Origin of the sequence: Sphingobacterium sp. CZ-2 (assembly GCF_004526235.1) — a bacterium.
In the GTDB taxonomy this organism is placed as follows: Bacteria; Bacteroidota; Bacteroidia; order Sphingobacteriales; family Sphingobacteriaceae; genus Sphingobacterium; species Sphingobacterium tenebrionis.
Map to the genome: position 1 here is coordinate 3003139 of NZ_CP038159.1, position 17065 is coordinate 3020203.

The window sequence follows — 17065 nt, forward strand, 5'->3', positions numbered from 1 at the left end:
CTGGTTGGTCACACAGCAAAAATATTATTGGACTAAAAGATTACATCCACGGATGTCGGAATTGTCAAAACGACCTAAAATTTCGAAGGAACCATCGGGATGATATTTACCCAGATCCTGGGTAGCAATAAAAGAACAGGAGTGATAATTGGCAAGATCAATGACATTTATCGCTCCTGTTTTTTTATCTTCTATTAAAGTCAATGGATCGTTCGTGTCCCTAATTAATATCTTCATCCAGGCGGGCGTTTTAAATAAACCGTCCCCATTGGAATAACCCTGCGATAATAATTCGGTCATTCCATACTCCGAATGTATTTTTGAAACCCCAAATCCTGTGGATAAGATGGCATGGAGTTCTTCTCGAATCATTTCTTTTCGTTTCCCTTTCATTCCGCCGGTTTCCATGACGATCAATTCTGGAAAATCAACCTTAAATTCCTCCACAAAATCCAATAAGGCATAGGTCACACCAAAAAGAATAGTCTTCGATTCTTTTCTTTTTAATGCTTCTAAGGTGTTCTTTAAATCCTGGTGATTGTATAAAAAATAGCCACTCTCTTCTTTATCCGAATGTTTAATCAAATCATCGACCATATAGATCAAGGATGATCCCGATCTTTCCAGATAATTTGGCAGTAAGGCAAGAACGGCTATTTCGCCAACATCTCCATAAAACTCTTCAAATGCCAACCTAAAACTTCTTTCGTACCAATTTAAATCTGCTACCAGATGCTGACTAGTAACCATCCCTGTAGTTCTAGAGCTAGAAAAAACAATTTCTGCCTCCTTCTGCTCCTCCATGACTTCACGGGTCTTGAAAAACTGTATGGGCATAAAAGGAATCTGTCGATAATTTTCGATGGATCCTACTTCTTTACCTAGAATTTGGAGAAATTCTCTGTAGATAGGGTTATGGTTCGCTTGATGCTTAAATACAGAGAGTGCAGCACTATTGAACTCTTCCTCGGTTTTAATATTAAATATTTGATCAGCGATTTCCATATCGGCAAATATACGGAATGTTGGAGGTTAAAAACAGGTCAGAACAATATAAGCCGATTGATTTTTCTTGCGGATAAAAGCTAATGCTTGGGTGATGTAATTCTCTACTGTCCTTTTAGAGATATTCAATTCCTCCGCAATTTCATCGTTGGATTTATATTCAAATCTACTCATAACAAACACCTTTCGGCATTGCTTTGGAAGCTGTTGGGTGAGTGATTCAATTTCATGGAATAATTCTTTCGCCTCTAGGTATTTATGAGGTGTTACCTTATTGATCTCATCCAGAAAAACACTTAGATGCAAGAGATACTTATCCCTTACTTTTTCCGAGCGATAATAATTAAAAATCTGATATTTCAAGGATTGGAATAAGAATCCAAAGATGTTTGATTTGATCTCGAACCTTTTTTCCCAGAATTCTACATATGTATTTTGAACAATATCCTCTGCGATTTCTTTATCACCTATTTTTTTAAGGGCATATTTCAGCAATCCATGGGCATATTGATTATATGCCAATTCAAAGGCTTCAAGACTATCCTTTTGGATCAATCCCAACAATCTCTCTTCAAAATTTAAGTCGATTTCTGCCACCTCTAAAAAAAAATAAAAAAAACCTGTGTGTTAATTTAAGATTAGGTTACTAATAAATTAAAGCCTGGAATATGATACGCCGAAGTTTCAACAAAATTATAGAAAAAATTATTAATAGGAAAGCTAATTCACAAGAGGTACAAATCTTTGATGACTGGTTGAATTCAATTAACCATAAATCTAATTCGGATTGGCAAAAAAAAGAATTGGAACTCCTAAAAGCTAAGGCCCTTGAAAAGGTAGCAACCAAATCGAAATTTAGGTGGACTTATGTGGCGGCAGCAGCAATAGTCTTAATGGTTGGCGGTTGGTTTTTTTTGACAAAACTATCCCTAGATGAAGTTCAGCCCATCAATGAGCACATCGCATCACAACCGATTACACCAGGCGGTTTTAATGGCGTATTGAGTACGGAAGGCGAAGAAGATATCAGTCTTTCCAACCTCAAAATAGATTCCCTTTACGTCTTTGAAGATATTCAGGTCGAACGGATAGATTCCGGATTGATCCGAATAATTCCTTTGCCTTCATCCAAAACTTGTTGGCAAGAAATAAAAGCACCAAAAGGAGCCAATCTTGCCGTAATTCTAGAGGATGGATCTAAAATTACGTTGAATGCGAATTCCAAAATTTCCTTTCCATCCCGGTTTGATCCCCAAGGAAGAATGGTTGTCATGGAGGGAGAAGCCTATTTCGAAGTCCAAAAAGAACGAATCCGAAGACCATTTGAAGTGCGCGCTGGAAAGAATCTGATCAAAGTATTGGGTACAAAATTCAATGTCAATGCGAAATCTGCTACTGAAATGCAGGCTTCCCTATATGAAGGAAAAATTCAAGTTACGAACGGTCATTTCAAGGTAGTCTTAAATCCAGGAAGGGAGATTTTGATAGCCAAAAACGGCACTTATCAGGTGCAAATTTTTGATAAAAATAAATCAACAGCCTGGAAGGCGGGGATATTCGATTTAGAAGGTAAAAATATCAAACAAATCATGGCGGAAGTTTCGGATTGGTATAATGTGGAAGTGGATGATGGAAATGCAGATACCAATATTAAATACATGGGCGAACTATCCAAATTTTCTGATATCGAAACGCTCTTGGAAACCCTTAGCCTTGTCAAAGGAAATCAGTTCGAAATTAAAGGAAGGAGGATTATCGTGAAATAAAATAATGCATGGGGATGTATGAATATCAATTAAATAACCAAAATCAAATAATTATGAAACACCTATTAGGGATTTTACTGGCATTGATAATCCAACTTAGTTATGCCAGTTCAACCCAAAAAGTTACCATTACTCAAAAGGGAAAAACCCTAAGTGAATGCTTAGATGAAATCAAAAGACAAACCGGATATAATATTATTTATATCAACAATACCTTAGATCTGAAACAAGTAATTGATGTAGATCTAAAAAATAAATCCTTAGACGAAGCCTTGACGTTAGTCCTAGGGAACAAAGGGGTTGATTTTACAATTAAGAACAATACTATTGCTATCTATAAAGCGGAAAATAAAGATGTTAAATCTGCACAGGTAACTTTAAACGTATTGGTAAAATCAATCGACGGAACGCCCATTTCCAATGCATCTATATTTATAGAAGGGAATGAAAAAGCATTAGGCCAAACCAATGCTGAGGGCGTTTTCATTGCCAATGTAACAGAAGCTACAAACTTCATTCTTGTCAAACATGTGAATTACGAGGACCAAAGGGTCAGAATATTAAATAGACGTTCGGTCGAAGTGGTATTGGAAGAAAAAGTCACAAAGATTGAAGAGTCTGTAATTACAGGGATCTATACTCGTGATAAGGAAAGCTTTTCAGGTTCCTCTCGTACATATACTGCTAAAGAGCTAAAAATGATCAGTAACGTCAATGTTTTGGTGGCCTTAAAATCTTTAGATCCAGCTTTTGCCATTGAAGAAGACAATTTAATGGGTTCTGATCCCAACGTTTTGCCTGATGTAAATGTCCGAGGTAAAACCAGTGTAATCGGAATACGACAACAATTTGGAACAGATCCTAACCAACCATTATTTATCCTCGATGGTTTCGAGTCCAATCTTCGGGTAATTTTCGATTTACCAATCGATCGAGTTGCTTCTATTACGATTTTAAAGGATGCTGCAGCAACAGCCATTTATGGTTCCAAGGCAGCAAATGGGGTAATCGTCCTTGAAACTGTGAAACCAAAACCTGGTCAATTGACCCTGACCTATAGCAATAACACGAATTTTAGTTTTGCCGATCTAACAGATTATAACCTGATGAACGCGGAAGAAAAACTAACGTTTGAGCGCTTATCGGGTTTGTATGGGCAATTAGATGAGAACCAGGTCATAATTGATGAATACCAAGCTTCTTTATACAATGCCAGGTTAGCAGAGGTAAAAAGAGGTGTTGATTCTTATTGGATGAGCGAACCAATTCGTAAAGTGGCTTCCAATAGGCATAATGTCAATGTGGAAGGTGGAGATCAACGGGTGAGATATGGCCTTGGTTTTAACTACGGTAATAATCTTGGGGTAATGAAAGGATCTGATAGAAATGTGATCGGTGGAAATGTGCGATTGATCTACAGATTGAATAGATTCTCTTTCTCTAACAACTTTACTATTGATTATAGTAAGAATTCCAATAACATCGTAGACTTTTCTTCTTTTTCAAAAATGAACCAATACTATCGTAAATATGATGAAAATGGTAATATTTTAAGGGTAGTAGAAAGCTTTACGAATGCCTTTGGACCCAATACGGAATTGTACAACCCGATGTACGACTTTTACCTGAAGAGTTTCAACAAAGGGAACAATACTGAGTTCCGAAATAATTTTGAAGCAGACTGGCGTTTGATCGATGCATTAAGGATCCGTGGAAGATTCTCCTTTGCGAAGGGAAATTCCAGAGGGCAGATTTTTAGTTCTCCATATGCCAATGCATTTATCAATGCTACTACTGAAAACAAAGGAAGATATACCGAATCCAATGGACATACCAAAAGTTTCGATTTTGACTTTACCACTTCTTATGGAAAGGCTTTAGGTAGAGATAGTTACCATACTGTAAATGCCTTGATCGGTATGAGGGCCAATTTATCCCAAAATGAATTAGGCTCTTATGCGGTAGCAGGATATAAAGATGAAGAATACTGGGCTCCAAAATTCTCTATGGGTTATGTTGAAGGTTCTCGACCTGCTTACAGTTTCAATGACCGTAGATCATTGAGTTACTATTCCAATCTAGGATATTCCTACAGAAACCGGTATCTATTTGATTTCAATTACCGTATTGATGGTTCATCCCTGTTTGGATTAAGCAATAAATTCACACAAACATGGGCGGTTGGTGCCGCATGGAATTTACACCAGGAATCCTTTATGGCCGATCTAAGCGAATATGTATCCATGTTCAAAATCAGATCATCGTTAGGAAATCCGGGAAATCAGAATTTTGATGCCTACATGACCATGAATAATTACATCTACAACTTGAACTATCCAAATCCTTTTGGACTAAGTGCAATTATTAGTGAGTGGGGAAACCCACATCTGCAATGGCAAAAAACATTGGATAGAAACTTCGGATTGGATCTTGAAATTTTGAACAGAAAGTTCTATATGAACATCGATTATTTCCTGAAAACAACCGATCCATTATTGATTTATGTTCAGGTACCTACCTCAACTGGAACCAACCAGATCGCCCAGAATGTTGGAGCGCAGAAGACAACAGGGCTAACCGCGAATTTAACCTATAGGGCAATCGTAAAAGAGAACCTCTTGTGGAACATCAATTTCAATGCAAGGAACCTGAAATCAACCTATTATGATATTGGCAATTCCTTAAACAATTTGAATAAGGAAAATACCAGTAGGAATCTTCAGCGCTATTATGATGGTGCCAGTACAACCGATCTATGGGCCGTAAAATCTTTGGGTATCGATCCGGCAACAGGAAGGGAGATGTTCCTGAAAAAAGATGGAACTCAAACCTTCGTCCATGATTATACGGATGAACAGGTATTAGGCAACTCCACCCCAACTTGGGAAGGGGTAGCAGGCACGATGCTTGCCTACAAAGGATTCAGTTTTTCTGCCAATTTCAGATACCGTTATGGAGGTCAGATATTCTTGAACACCTTGTTCAACAAAGTGGAAAACATCACTCTTGAAGGCCTTAGAAGTAATCAAGACCGTCGGGCATTGTACGAGAGATGGCAAAAACCTGGCGATGAAACCCAATTCAAAGGGATTTCATTAACAAACCCAACCCCGATTTCATCCCGTTTTATCGCGGATGAAAATACCTTCAGTTGCGAATCTGTATCATTAGGGTATGAAACAAATGGGGGTTGGACCAAAAGATTTGGCTTTCAGGCTTTACAATCGAGACTTTACTTAAATGAAATTTTCAGGGTATCAACCGTGACGAATGAACGAGGTATCAATTATCCTTTCGCCAGAACGGTTTCCTTCTCCATATCTGGTAGATTTTAATGCTGTTAATTATGAAAAGAATAATAAAAAATCTCATCTATATTTTTCCCGTTCTGCTTTTGATGGAAGGTTGCAATAGCTTTCTGGATGTAAAACCTCAGGACAATATTCTGGAAGAGCAGGTTTTCTCTTCCGTGGATGGCTTCAATATAGCCATCAATGGTGTCTATGCCGATTTGAACCAAAATGGATTATATGGGGCCAACCTTTCTGGTGGCATGTTGGATGTTATGGCCCAATACTTTGATCTGAGTAACCGTGAGCACATTTTTGCACAATATCCAAATTATGACTTTGCCAACGATGAATATAAATCACGTGCGGAGTCAGTTTGGTCAAGAGCTTATGAGTTGATTGCTAACACCAATGCGATCTTGTACCATGCCGATGACAAAAAAGAGATGTTGGGCGATATTTATTATGGTATTTACAAAGGGGAAGGACTGGCTCTACGTGCATTTCTTCATTTTGATCTTATGCGGATGTTCGGGTCCAATTATCAGGAAGATCAAGATCTTGAGGTCATGCCATACATGACCCAACATGAAAGGAAAGTACAACCATTAACCAGTAATAAAGACTTGGTCAACTTGATCATTAAAGATTTGCAGGATGCAAAAGAGCTTCTAAAAGTTGTGGATCCGATCTTGACCAAGGGGGTGTTGAATTTTGATGATCCAAATACAAATAAGCTCAATTACAGACAATACAGGTTGAATTACTTTGCTGTTTGTGCCATGTTGGCTAGGGTATATCTGTGGGCAGGTGATCAGCCTAAAGCAAAAGAAATGGCCTTGGAAGTCATTCAGAAAGGTCAAGTTGCAGGATCTGAAATATTCCCGTGGGTAACGACGGAGGCTGTCAACAACCGAGGTGAATACCCTGATCGTATCTTCTCCACAGAAGTGTTATTTGCGCTGTATAATACCAACCGCATATCCATTCAGAATTTCCAATACAGCTATACGCTCAACCAATTCCAGATTTTGACTTTTATTGGCAATGTAGCGGATGGAAGGGTTCCGGTCCTTTACCCGAACGAAAATGATTTCAGACGTAAGTTACATTGGGCGCAACGGGTTAATAATTCCAGTACGGAGATTCTATACTTTACCAAATACTTGGATGTAACAGATACAGAAGGGGTTTCCAACGCATATCGGTATATGTTTCCATTGATCCGTATTTCAGAAATGTACTTGATAGCAGCAGAAACAGCGGCAACTTTAGAAGAATCAGCGCAATACCTCAATAAGTTAAATGTGAATAGGGGATTACCTGAAATCACGTTAACCAGTCAGGATGAGTTGAAATTGATGATTGAAAATGAATATTTAAAAGAATTCTTGGGAGAGGGCCAGACTTTCTTCTATTTCAAAAGGTTGCAAATGGGTAGTATTCCAAGCCCAAGCCGACCAGGAGTCGATCGTATTCCGATGCAGAAGGGATTCTACATTTTTCCACTCCCAGAAAGTGAAACCAGTCAAAGAAATTAATTATGAGAATATTTAAAATATTTCCCGGTCTAATACTTTTCCTGCTGTTGTTAACAGCCTGTGAAAAGGAACTCATGAAGTATGAAGGTTCTGAAGGAATTTATTTTGGTGTCCAGTGGGGTCCAGCACATTTGGACAGTACCCAATGGCCGTTTCAGAGCTTCACTACAGTGAATTTTATTAATATCCAAGGCGATGAAACCCAAGTCAATTTAAGGGTTATGGCTACTGGAAAACCAAAGGACTATGATCGTTCTTTTGGATTAAAGATCAACCAGGACAGTACCACAGGTATCCTAGGCGAGAATTTCGAGGCGCCTGCAGAAAACTTTGTTATCAAGGCAGGAGAGGTATATACAGATATACCAATTAAATTATTGAGATCTGACAATATTTTGGAAGAAATCAAAACGCTGGGTGTAAATATCCTGCCAAGTAAGGATTTCACGATTGCCATTCCCACATGGTATTACTTGTCGCCATATTATCGATCTGAACGTCAAGCTATTTTTGATGCCAGCTTTCACAAGATTGAGATGAATGGGGCGATTACTAAACCAGCTGTTTGGTGGGGAGGTAGTAATTCAGGAAAAGAAGCAGGACTGTGGGGTGAGTTTACCGTGAAAAAATACCTTTTAATGTGTGAATTGCTGAATTTGATCTACGACGATTTTCAAAGTGCTGCAACCATGCCAAATGCGAGAAGGGATGTCGTAAACCAGGTGATGCGAGCCTATCTCCAAGAAAATTATGATAATAAAACGCCCATTTTGGAAAATGATGGCCGATTGATGTGGGTAAATGGTGTTTCTTGGTCTTCAACTGTTGGTGTACCTTATAATCCTTAGAAAAATGAAAAAAATAATATATAGCTTTAGTGTAATCATCTTCTTTATCCTTTCCTGTAGTAAAGATTTGGGGAATTATAATTACCACGATATTACCGAAATTACGATAAAAGATCTTGGTGGAAACCGCACATTATTGTACAAAACAGACACCTTGGTGATCAATCCGGAACTTGAATTTTCCATGGTTGGTGAAAATCAGAATCGATTTACCTATGAGTGGAAATTAGTTTCCAGTGCAAATGTGAATATAAATACCAAAAAGGGAACAATAATCGGTACGGAAAGAAATCTCGTATATCCGGTAATGGCAGCACCAGGGGCTTACACCTTATATTTAAAGGTGAAGGATAATGAAACTGGCGTAGTTTGGGCTGGTTATACGTTATTAAGCATAAAAATTCCATCAGCTACAGGTTTTCTTTTGATAGGTGAAGATGGGGAAGGGTTCGTGGAAGTGGAAATGATCGCTATGTCAGTTGATGATACGACCATTATCAAAGGTTTGTCGCATGATAATGGCGCACCAAGGTTTAAGGGAGCTGTTGATATCCTTCATACCGGAACCTATCCGCCAAGACCGAATATCAACAAGCAGTGGATCATTGGAAAGGAACATGCTTTTTTTGTAGATCCAGCTAGCTTCGAAACCAACCCGGATAATATTTTTAGGTCCCAATTATTTACCAGTTATGACCTTCCACAAAATATTTTTCCAGTGGATATTGCACCACGAATTAATAACCGTGGCGGAACCATTGTTAATAGTTTGAGACGTATAGTCGTTACAAATACCGGCCATGCATTCACTTCCGATCTGACAAGTGGGGGTAATGATTTCTACGGAAATCCGGTCAATCGTTTGGCGGGCGTAAATACGCCAACCTTTAAAGTATTCCCAAAAATCATGCATGGTCCAGGTTCATTAAGCAACTATACCTTATTTGATTTGGATAATAAACGTTTTGTCTTTGCGAGTTCCTCTGGTGCCAATGTAAGGTTATTAGGTGATCGACCTACTGATCCCTTCCCTTGGAATCAAACGGACAGAACAATTGTGTATGCGGAAAATACCAGGAATACCGATGGAGGATCTTTTCAAGGGAATGTTTTTGCCTTAATGAAAAATGAAACCTCTGGTCAATATTTCATTTATAAATTTGCTTCTACCAGCACGCCTGTAAAACGAAATGGCTATACCGTAAATATCAGCAGTTCTGCGGATTTAGCCAAATCGAAGTTTTATTCCTTCTCCAGCTTGCGAACCGCTTTATTCTTTGTGGATGGATCGAAGTTATATGCCTATGATTATAGCATAGGAAATGATAAGACGATTCTGATCAAAGATTTTGGTGATGAGATCACAATGATAAAAAGTGATATTCAGACGGGTGTCTATACGGATCTGTATGTAGCTACCTATAATCAAACGACAAAGGGAACCATGCATAAAATGGTATTAACCAACAATACCAATACTATTGAACTGATCGAGGATGAATCTGCAAAATGGACCGGTTTATCCAAAATTGTGAATATGAGTTGGAAGAACTCCTCTAATTAATCTGGAATGAAAAAATTAATCATCGTATTGTTTTTAGGTTTGCTTATTCAGCATTCCACTTGGGGTCAAAATATATCCGTTGATTTTCAAGTGTTTCAATCACTGGACTTAGCCGTTAAAACAGGTAAAACCCAAAACAAAAAAATCATTATCGATTTTTTTGCAGATTGGTGTATCCCCTGCAAGAAAATGGATGCTGAGGTATTGAGCCATGCAAAAACCAAAACTACCTTAGGAAAAGATTTTATACTGTTGAAGTTGGATGCGGAAAAGGAAGGAAAGGAGTTGGCAAAGCAATTTTCCATTGGGGCTTATCCAAGTTATATTGTAACCGATGCAAATTTGAAAGAATATGGAAGGGTAGTGGGGGCATTGCCCTTGGATAATTTTATCGATGCGGTGCTTAGGACAGTGGATAAGTCCAGAACGGTAGGTTCTGTTGAGAAAAGGTTTATTAGTGGTGAACGGACTCCCCAATTGGTAAATGACTATGTGTATCAGTTGATGAAGGATGGAAAGGAGGCGGAAGGCTTTAAAATCATCGAAGAATATTTTGGGAGCTTATCGGAGAAAGATAGGGTAAATCTTGAAAATTGGTTTGTTTTCAATAGGTATACTATCGAAAGAAACCATCCTCGAGTGGATTATCTCTTAGAAAATCAAGAAGCATATCGGAAAGCAATAGGCGATTCGCTGGTTAATTTCTTTTTTCAAAAGATGATCCGAAGGGATCTGGTCGCTTATGCAACAGAAAGTGCTTATTTTCATCAATTTGCCAATAAAGATTCCTTGTATAATTCCATTGGAGCTTTTATCCAGAAGGCAAAAATCCAAGAGGATAAGGAGGTTAAACCTTTATATGAAATAGCAACACTTAGGCATTCAAAATTATCAGAATTAGCTTTTTTAACGGCTTTGGAAAAGGTGTTGCCGGATCTGAAGCCGATCCAGCAGTTTTTTCAATTTGAAAAATTCAAGCCGAATCTTGGTCCTGATTCTTTAGCGATCAATAAGAAGCAGGTGGAGTTGATGGAGAAATTCCTGCCATTCCAGAATGAGTTTTATCAAAGAAGGTTGACTACTTCCATAAACATTATTAAGAATGTGGGAAGGAAGGGAGGTGTCAGATTTGAGGATCTTTTATTGCAGAATGCCTTTGTGAAAGCTAAAAAAGAGAATAAGAAGGTTTTTGTTGATTTTTATGCGGTGTGGTGCGGGCCATGTAAGCGCATGGATATCGAGGTGTTTCCGTTGGAAATGGTGGGAAATGTGTTTAAGGAGAGGTATGTGGCCATAAAAATCGATGGGGAATCTGAGGTCGGAAAGGTATTAATGGAGATATATAAAGTGGAAGCATATCCAACTTATTTGGTTCTTGATCCTGGGGATGCGGTTGAACAAGGGGGGATTGTTGAACAAGGGGATGTTGTTAAACAGGCGGATGGAAAGATGCAGGGCGCTAAGGAACTAAAGAGATTAGTTGGGTATGTGGATGCTGAAAGATTTATTAAGGAGCTTTCTTTTTAAAGAATTTGAAATTTTGACGTCTTTGCGAAGGTGATTTTACGTCCTTGAGTGGGTGATTTTTCGTCATTACAAGGAAATTTTTACGTCATTGCGAGGAGGTACGACGAAGCAATCTTTCGACTTTGTCATCCTGAGCGGAGTCGAAGGATCTGTTCGTATATCACCTACCGTACAGATCCTTCGACTACGCTCAGGATGACATGAATGAAGATTGCTTCGTTCCTCGCAATGACGTTATAAGTTTGCTTCGTTCCTCGCAATGACGTATATCTCCTACAACATACCGCCACAAACAGGCAATACCTGCCCATTCACATACGACGATAAATCAGATGCCAAGAATAAACAAACATTAGCCACCTCTTCCGCTTCGCCAGCGCGTTTCAAAGGAATTCCAGCTTCCCATCCAGCGACCACTTTCGGATCCAATACATCCGTCATTTCTGTACGGATAAACCCAGGAGCTACCACATTCGTACGGATATTCCTTGATCCCAATTCCTTCGCCAATGATTTAGAAAATCCAATGATACCTGCCTTAGATGCCGAATAATTTGCCTGTCCGGCATTTCCTTGCACCCCCACCACAGAACTCATATTGATAATACTACCTTTACGGCTTTTCATCATTACTTTTGATGCTGCTTTCGAAACATTGAAGATAGATTTTAAGTTGATATTAATTACATCATCCCAGTTCTCCTCCGTCATACGCATCAAAAGACCATCTTTGGTAATTCCTGCATTATTCACAACAATATCCAAAGCGCCAAAATCTGCCACGATATCATTGATTAATTTATCTGCTTCATCAAATTTTGAAGCATCAGAGCGGTATCCCTTAATTTGTGTGCCAAACTGTTGAAGCTCCTGCTCCAATGCCTGCCCTTTTTCTACAGATGATAGGTAGGTAAAAGCCACATTTGCACCGTGTTGTGCAAATACTTCAGCAATCTTTCTACCAATCCCTTTAGATGCACCTGTTACTAAGGCTGTTTTTCCGGCTAATAATTTCATACGATTATTTTTTTGTACTTGATTTTTAGAGACCACAAAAGTGGAAAATAAACTGCATAATACAAAAAATGTAAGGTATTAGGAAATCGGAAAATCAATTTTTGCTGACCTGATTGAATAAGAAGGCAATAAAAGCAGGTTAATATTGATAAATTTTCAAATATTTGAAACGATTCTGACAAATTTATTCGCTAGAATCTATTTTGAATAGTAATTTTGTGCAACATTTAAAAACCATGGGTAAGAAAACGAAAAAAACGGAAGTAGATGTTGTTTTGATTGGTGGTGGTATCATGAGCGCAACATTAGGTACGTTGATTAATGAGTTAAGTCCAGACATTCATATTGAAATCATTGAGCGCTTAGATGTAGTTGCAGCAGAAAGTTCAGATGCATGGAACAATGCAGGAACGGGCCACTCAGCGTTATGCGAATTGAACTATACACCAGAACAACCTGACGGAAGTGTAAAGATCGACAAAGCCATCAGTATTGCCGAACAATACGAGATTTCCAAACAGTTTTGGTCTTACCTGGTGGAGAAAAACATCATCAAAAATCCAGGACATTTTATCCGTAAAGTCCCTCACATGTCTGCTGTTTTCGGCGAGAGAGATGTGAATTTCCTAAAAACACGTTTCGAGACTTTAACCAAGAACAACCTGTTCAAAGGTATGGAGTATACGGAGGATAAAGGCTTGTTGAGCGATTGGATTCCATTGATGATGGAAGGTCGTGATCCTGCAGAGCCTATGGCTGCCACCAAAATGGATATTGGTACCGATGTGAATTTCGGCGCCTTAACAAGAGATTTGATCAACTACTTGGACGCCAAGGAAAACATTAAGCTTTCCTTGAACCAAGAGGTTAAAGATATTGACCGTGAAGATGATGGACGTTGGGAAGTCGAAGTGAAAGACCTGAAAACCGGTCAAAAACGCGAAATCCTTGCGAAATTTGTGTTCATTGGCGCAGGAGGACACTCCTTATTATTATTGGAGAAATCCGGAATCCCGGAAGCAAAAGGATACGGTGGTTTCCCAGTCGGTGGACAATGGTTAAGATGTAACAACGAAGAGATCATCAAGAGCCACCATGCAAAAGTGTATGGTAAAGCTTCAGTAGGTGCGCCTCCAATGTCTGTTCCTCACTTGGATACCCGTTATATTGATGGTAAACAGGCCTTATTATTTGGTCCATACGCTGGATTCTCAACTAAATTCCTTAAAAAAGGGTCTTATTTTGATCTTCCGGCTTCCATTAAATTATCCAACATCCGCCCGATGCTTTCGGCAGGTTTGGACAATTTACCATTGACCAAATATCTGATTACTGAGGTGATGAAAAAACCTCAGGATAAATTGGATGCTTTGAAACAATTTATGCCAACCGCTAAAATGGAAGACTGGCAGATTGAAAAAGCTGGTCAGCGTGTACAGGTGATCAAGAAAGATCCAAAACATGGTGGTATCCTGGAATTTGGTACAGAAGTCGTTTCTAGTGCCGATGGATCCATCGCGGCTTTACTGGGAGCTTCTCCAGGTGCTTCAACTTCCGTAGCGATCATGATCGCTCTGTTGAAACGTTGTTTTCCAGAAAGAGCAAAATCGGATGCATATCGTAAGAAATTAAGAGAAATGATCCCTTCCTTGGGTAAAAAATTGAATGATGATCAGGCTTTGTGTGAAGCAACCCGCGCACGCACATCCAACATCCTTCAATTGGATAAATAAAAACCTTAATCCCATCTGGGAAAAAATAAAATTTTGGGGTGCTTGATGTCCCACTGTAAAGTGGGACATACAACGCTGAGAAAATACCCAATTCTGTAACAAAGCAGAAGGAACCTGATCCAGGTAATGCTGGCGTAGGAATTAATTATGAATGATATTCTTCAAAACATCGTAACAACTTTTCTCCAAACCTCTTGGTTGGAGCGATTTTCCGTGGTCTGTAGTGTAATCCAAGTATTACTATCTAAGAACAACAAGGTGTCCAATTATTTCTTTGGCATTTTAGGGATTCTTACCGGAATGTATGTGCTCTACGGCGCCAAGCTCTATGCTGAAATTGCTTTGCAGATCTATTACCTAATCATGAGTATTTATGGATGGTGGTTCTGGATGAGCAATAAGACTGCCAGGGAACAACCGATCAGTCATGCCAACAAAAAGGAATGGGGGATAGTGATAGGTATTGTATTCCTAGGTTTTGGATTTTTCTACCTCTTACTTGAACATATTACAGATTCGGATGTCCCATATTGGGATGCCTGGGTCACTTCTACGGCATGGGCAGGAATGTGGCTGATGGCCAAAAGAAAAATAGAAAACTGGATACTCTTGAACATCAGTAATCTCTTTGCCATCCCTTTACTGATCCATAAAGATCTCTATTTATTTGCTGCATTGACGTTATTTCTGTTCATTGTGGCTATTTTTGGTTATTTGAATTGGATGAAAATCCTATTCCAACAAAAAAAGGAAACAAGCTATGCTGAATGATGAACATAAAATTCTGATTAAAGAATTCCAATCGGAAAGTATCGAACGAAAACAATTGGTGAAACAACAATTGGAATTGATCTATCGCAACAATTGGTTCAATTTGTGGGTTCCGAAATCATTGGGCGGCTTGGAAGTAGACTTTCCTCAAGGATTACAATTCCTCAAGGATCTGGCCTATGAAGATGGAGGATTCGCCTGGACAGTAACCTTATGTGCCGGGGCAAATATGTTCGCTGGATTTATAGATCCAAGGAAAGCCAAGGATATTTGGCAGAACCGTGCAATATGTTTTGGGGGGAGTGGGAAGATTGCCGGAAGGGCAGAGGTCAAAGAAGACCATTACCTACTGACGGGCATGTGGAATTATGCAACTGGAGCACCTCATCTTACTTATTTTACCTTGAATGCGCCGTTGATGAAAGATGGAAATCCATTGCTGGATGCCAATGGACAAAGTATCTATAAATCTTTTTTTGTGGACAAGGATCAAGTATTGATCCATTATGATTGGGATACCTTCGGATTGGAATGTACGGCTTCGCATTCATTTTCTTTAGAAAAAATAAAAGTGCCTTTTGATCAGGCATTCGATCTAGTTCCATCCGCAAAAACATTGGAAAACCCTTTGTTTGAAATTCCTTTCATGTGTTTCGCCGAATTGACGCTATTGATGAATTATATGGGTATGTTCGACCGCTTTTTGGATTTATTGGAAAGACAATATTTTGAAAAATCCAAAGATGAATCTTGGCGTTCGAAACATTCCCGAACAAGATTTAAGGAAATCGATGGCATTCGGACGAATTTTGAAAGTTCCTATGCAGAAATAATGGAATTTTCAAAATTGGTTTGGGACCAAGTGGAGAACTACCAAGAACTTGATGAACAGGTATTGGAAAATATCGAGTTAAAATCACGTGAATTGGCCAAATGGATCCGGTTGAATACGGCTGCTTTGATTCCGTATGCAGGTATCAAGGGTGCTCAGCGGAAGGAAGAAATCAATATCGTTTTCCGGAACTTATTTACAGCTAGCCAACATGGTCTTTTGAATGTGTAATAATGAATTTAAAAAATGCTAACAATCAAAAACCATATTCCCTTCAAATACATCATGTTGACCTGATAAGATCAACAGGTACCTTTCTTCTTCATAGTGTCGAGGACTTGAGATCAAAAAATCAGGTTCCTTGTCGCCATCAAAGTCTGCCATCAATTTTATTGCTGTAAAGGTGTCGTTATATTCTGATTGCTTGATCAGATTTCTGACGTATTTTCCATCTTTATATAAATTCAAACTGTAATGCTCCGAACTGGTATCATCCACATCCCGGAAATATTTTCCATTCGCTTTCAATTCATACACATGTCCATTATAACTGAATTTAAAAGGGCTGTCTGGTTGAATAATCCTTTCATTAAAAGCTATGCTGTCCAACAATCCTGTTTTAAGTGATTTAAGGTCGACATAGGCTAAAACATTTTTATCAGGCTCAATGGTTTCTGTGGGTAATCCTGAACAAGGTTCCTCAGCTTCTTCGGTAATCTTGTAGGCTACTTTGCCAATATGATAAGCACCTTTTTCCTTGTAAATGGCGAGCCAAGTAGCATTTAATATTTTGCTTATCCGATCATCATCATTTAAGAAACGGTAAGTCAATGGAAGTATCAGTTTCCCTTCCAAGATAGCTGCCTCGACAGAAGTGCCCACTTGCATATCATCATCGGTTATCTCATCCGATGTATCGCTTAGCATTTCTATACTATCCTTTAATAAAGCGGAACTATCAACAACAACTGTTTCCTCCACATTCCTTTTAAATGGATTGCATGCGGTCAAACCTATAAAACATACCAAATAAATAATTAGACAGCCATTCCTCATATCAAAACAAAATTTCAATGGAAATTAACCAAAGGATTACATTAAACCTAAAAATAAAAAAAATAAAAAAGGGAATTAAAAGGGTAGGGTATGAAAGGTAATTCTTTTGAAATGA

The 17065-nt window shown here is 38.6% G+C and carries 13 protein-coding genes and 1 riboswitch; of the genes, 9 read left to right on the forward strand and 4 right to left on the reverse strand.

Annotation, left to right across the window (positions count from 1 at the left end):
• Positions 1-24 precede the first annotated feature (24 nt).
• Positions 25-1005, reverse strand: a complete 981-nt coding sequence (locus E3D81_RS13205; protein ID WP_134777730.1) for an acyl transferase — start codon at positions 1003-1005, stop codon at positions 25-27.
• A gap of 27 nt (positions 1006-1032) precedes the next feature.
• Positions 1033-1602 (reverse strand): RNA polymerase sigma-70 factor, encoded by a 570-nt coding sequence (locus E3D81_RS13210; RefSeq protein WP_134777731.1) that lies wholly within the window; start codon positions 1600-1602, stop codon positions 1033-1035.
• Positions 1603-1760: 158 nt separating this feature from the next.
• Here E3D81_RS13210 and E3D81_RS13215 point away from each other — a divergent pair, with 158 nt between their 5' ends.
• From E3D81_RS13215 to E3D81_RS13240, 6 genes are read left to right on the forward strand one after another with little or no spacing between them, the layout of a single operon-like run.
• Positions 1761-2771: a FecR family protein gene (locus tag E3D81_RS13215; RefSeq protein ID WP_167554299.1), complete on the forward strand. Its 1011-nt coding sequence runs from the start codon at positions 1761-1763 to the stop codon at positions 2769-2771.
• Between the two features lie 53 nt (positions 2772-2824).
• Positions 2825-6106, forward strand: a complete 3282-nt coding sequence (locus E3D81_RS13220; RefSeq protein ID WP_167554300.1) for a SusC/RagA family TonB-linked outer membrane protein — start codon at positions 2825-2827, stop codon at positions 6104-6106.
• 11 nt (positions 6107-6117) lie between these two features.
• Positions 6118-7602 carry a RagB/SusD family nutrient uptake outer membrane protein gene (locus E3D81_RS13225; RefSeq protein WP_167554301.1) on the forward strand — a complete coding sequence of 495 codons (1485 nt, stop codon included), beginning with the start codon at positions 6118-6120 and terminating at the stop codon, positions 7600-7602.
• 2 nt (positions 7603-7604) lie between these two features.
• A complete protein-coding gene (locus tag E3D81_RS13230) occupies positions 7605-8450 on the forward strand; it encodes a DUF4843 domain-containing protein (protein ID WP_134777735.1) in 846 nt (281 codons plus the stop codon).
• A gap of 4 nt (positions 8451-8454) precedes the next feature.
• Positions 8455-10014 carry a PKD-like family lipoprotein gene (locus tag E3D81_RS13235; RefSeq protein WP_167554302.1) on the forward strand — a complete coding sequence of 520 codons (1560 nt, stop codon included), beginning with the start codon at positions 8455-8457 and terminating at the stop codon, positions 10012-10014.
• 6 nt (positions 10015-10020) lie between these two features.
• Complete coding sequence (locus E3D81_RS13240) at positions 10021-11541, forward strand: thioredoxin family protein (RefSeq protein WP_134777737.1); 1521 nt, start codon at positions 10021-10023, stop codon at positions 11539-11541.
• Positions 11542-11814: 273 nt separating this feature from the next.
• Here E3D81_RS13240 and fabG read toward each other — a convergent pair whose 3' ends face one another.
• On the reverse strand, positions 11815-12558 hold the full coding sequence (gene fabG / locus E3D81_RS13245) for a 3-oxoacyl-[acyl-carrier-protein] reductase (RefSeq protein ID WP_134777738.1): 744 nt from the start codon (positions 12556-12558) through the stop codon (positions 11815-11817).
• 236 nt (positions 12559-12794) lie between these two features.
• Between fabG and E3D81_RS13250 the strand changes: the two genes are divergently transcribed.
• The 3 genes from E3D81_RS13250 to E3D81_RS13260 all read left to right on the forward strand — a co-directional run bounded on the left by E3D81_RS13250 (position 12795) and on the right by E3D81_RS13260 (position 16125).
• A complete protein-coding gene (locus tag E3D81_RS13250; RefSeq protein WP_134777739.1) occupies positions 12795-14291 on the forward strand; it encodes a malate:quinone oxidoreductase in 1497 nt (498 codons plus the stop codon).
• Positions 14292-14315: 24 nt separating this feature from the next.
• Positions 14316-14450, forward strand: a riboswitch (TPP riboswitch).
• Positions 14439-15062: a nicotinamide riboside transporter PnuC gene (gene pnuC, locus E3D81_RS13255; protein ID WP_134777740.1), complete on the forward strand. Its 624-nt coding sequence runs from the start codon at positions 14439-14441 to the stop codon at positions 15060-15062. It overlaps the preceding riboswitch by 12 nt.
• Positions 15052-16125 (forward strand): acyl-CoA dehydrogenase, encoded by a 1074-nt coding sequence (locus tag E3D81_RS13260; protein WP_134777741.1) that lies wholly within the window; start codon positions 15052-15054, stop codon positions 16123-16125. The genes pnuC and E3D81_RS13260 overlap by 11 nt, the downstream gene beginning before the upstream one ends.
• A gap of 18 nt (positions 16126-16143) precedes the next feature.
• On the opposite strand, the gene E3D81_RS13265 is transcribed toward E3D81_RS13260, so the two are convergent.
• Complete coding sequence (locus tag E3D81_RS13265; RefSeq protein ID WP_134777742.1) at positions 16144-16875, reverse strand: hypothetical protein; 732 nt, start codon at positions 16873-16875, stop codon at positions 16144-16146.
• Between the last annotated feature and the right edge of the window lie 190 nt (positions 16876-17065).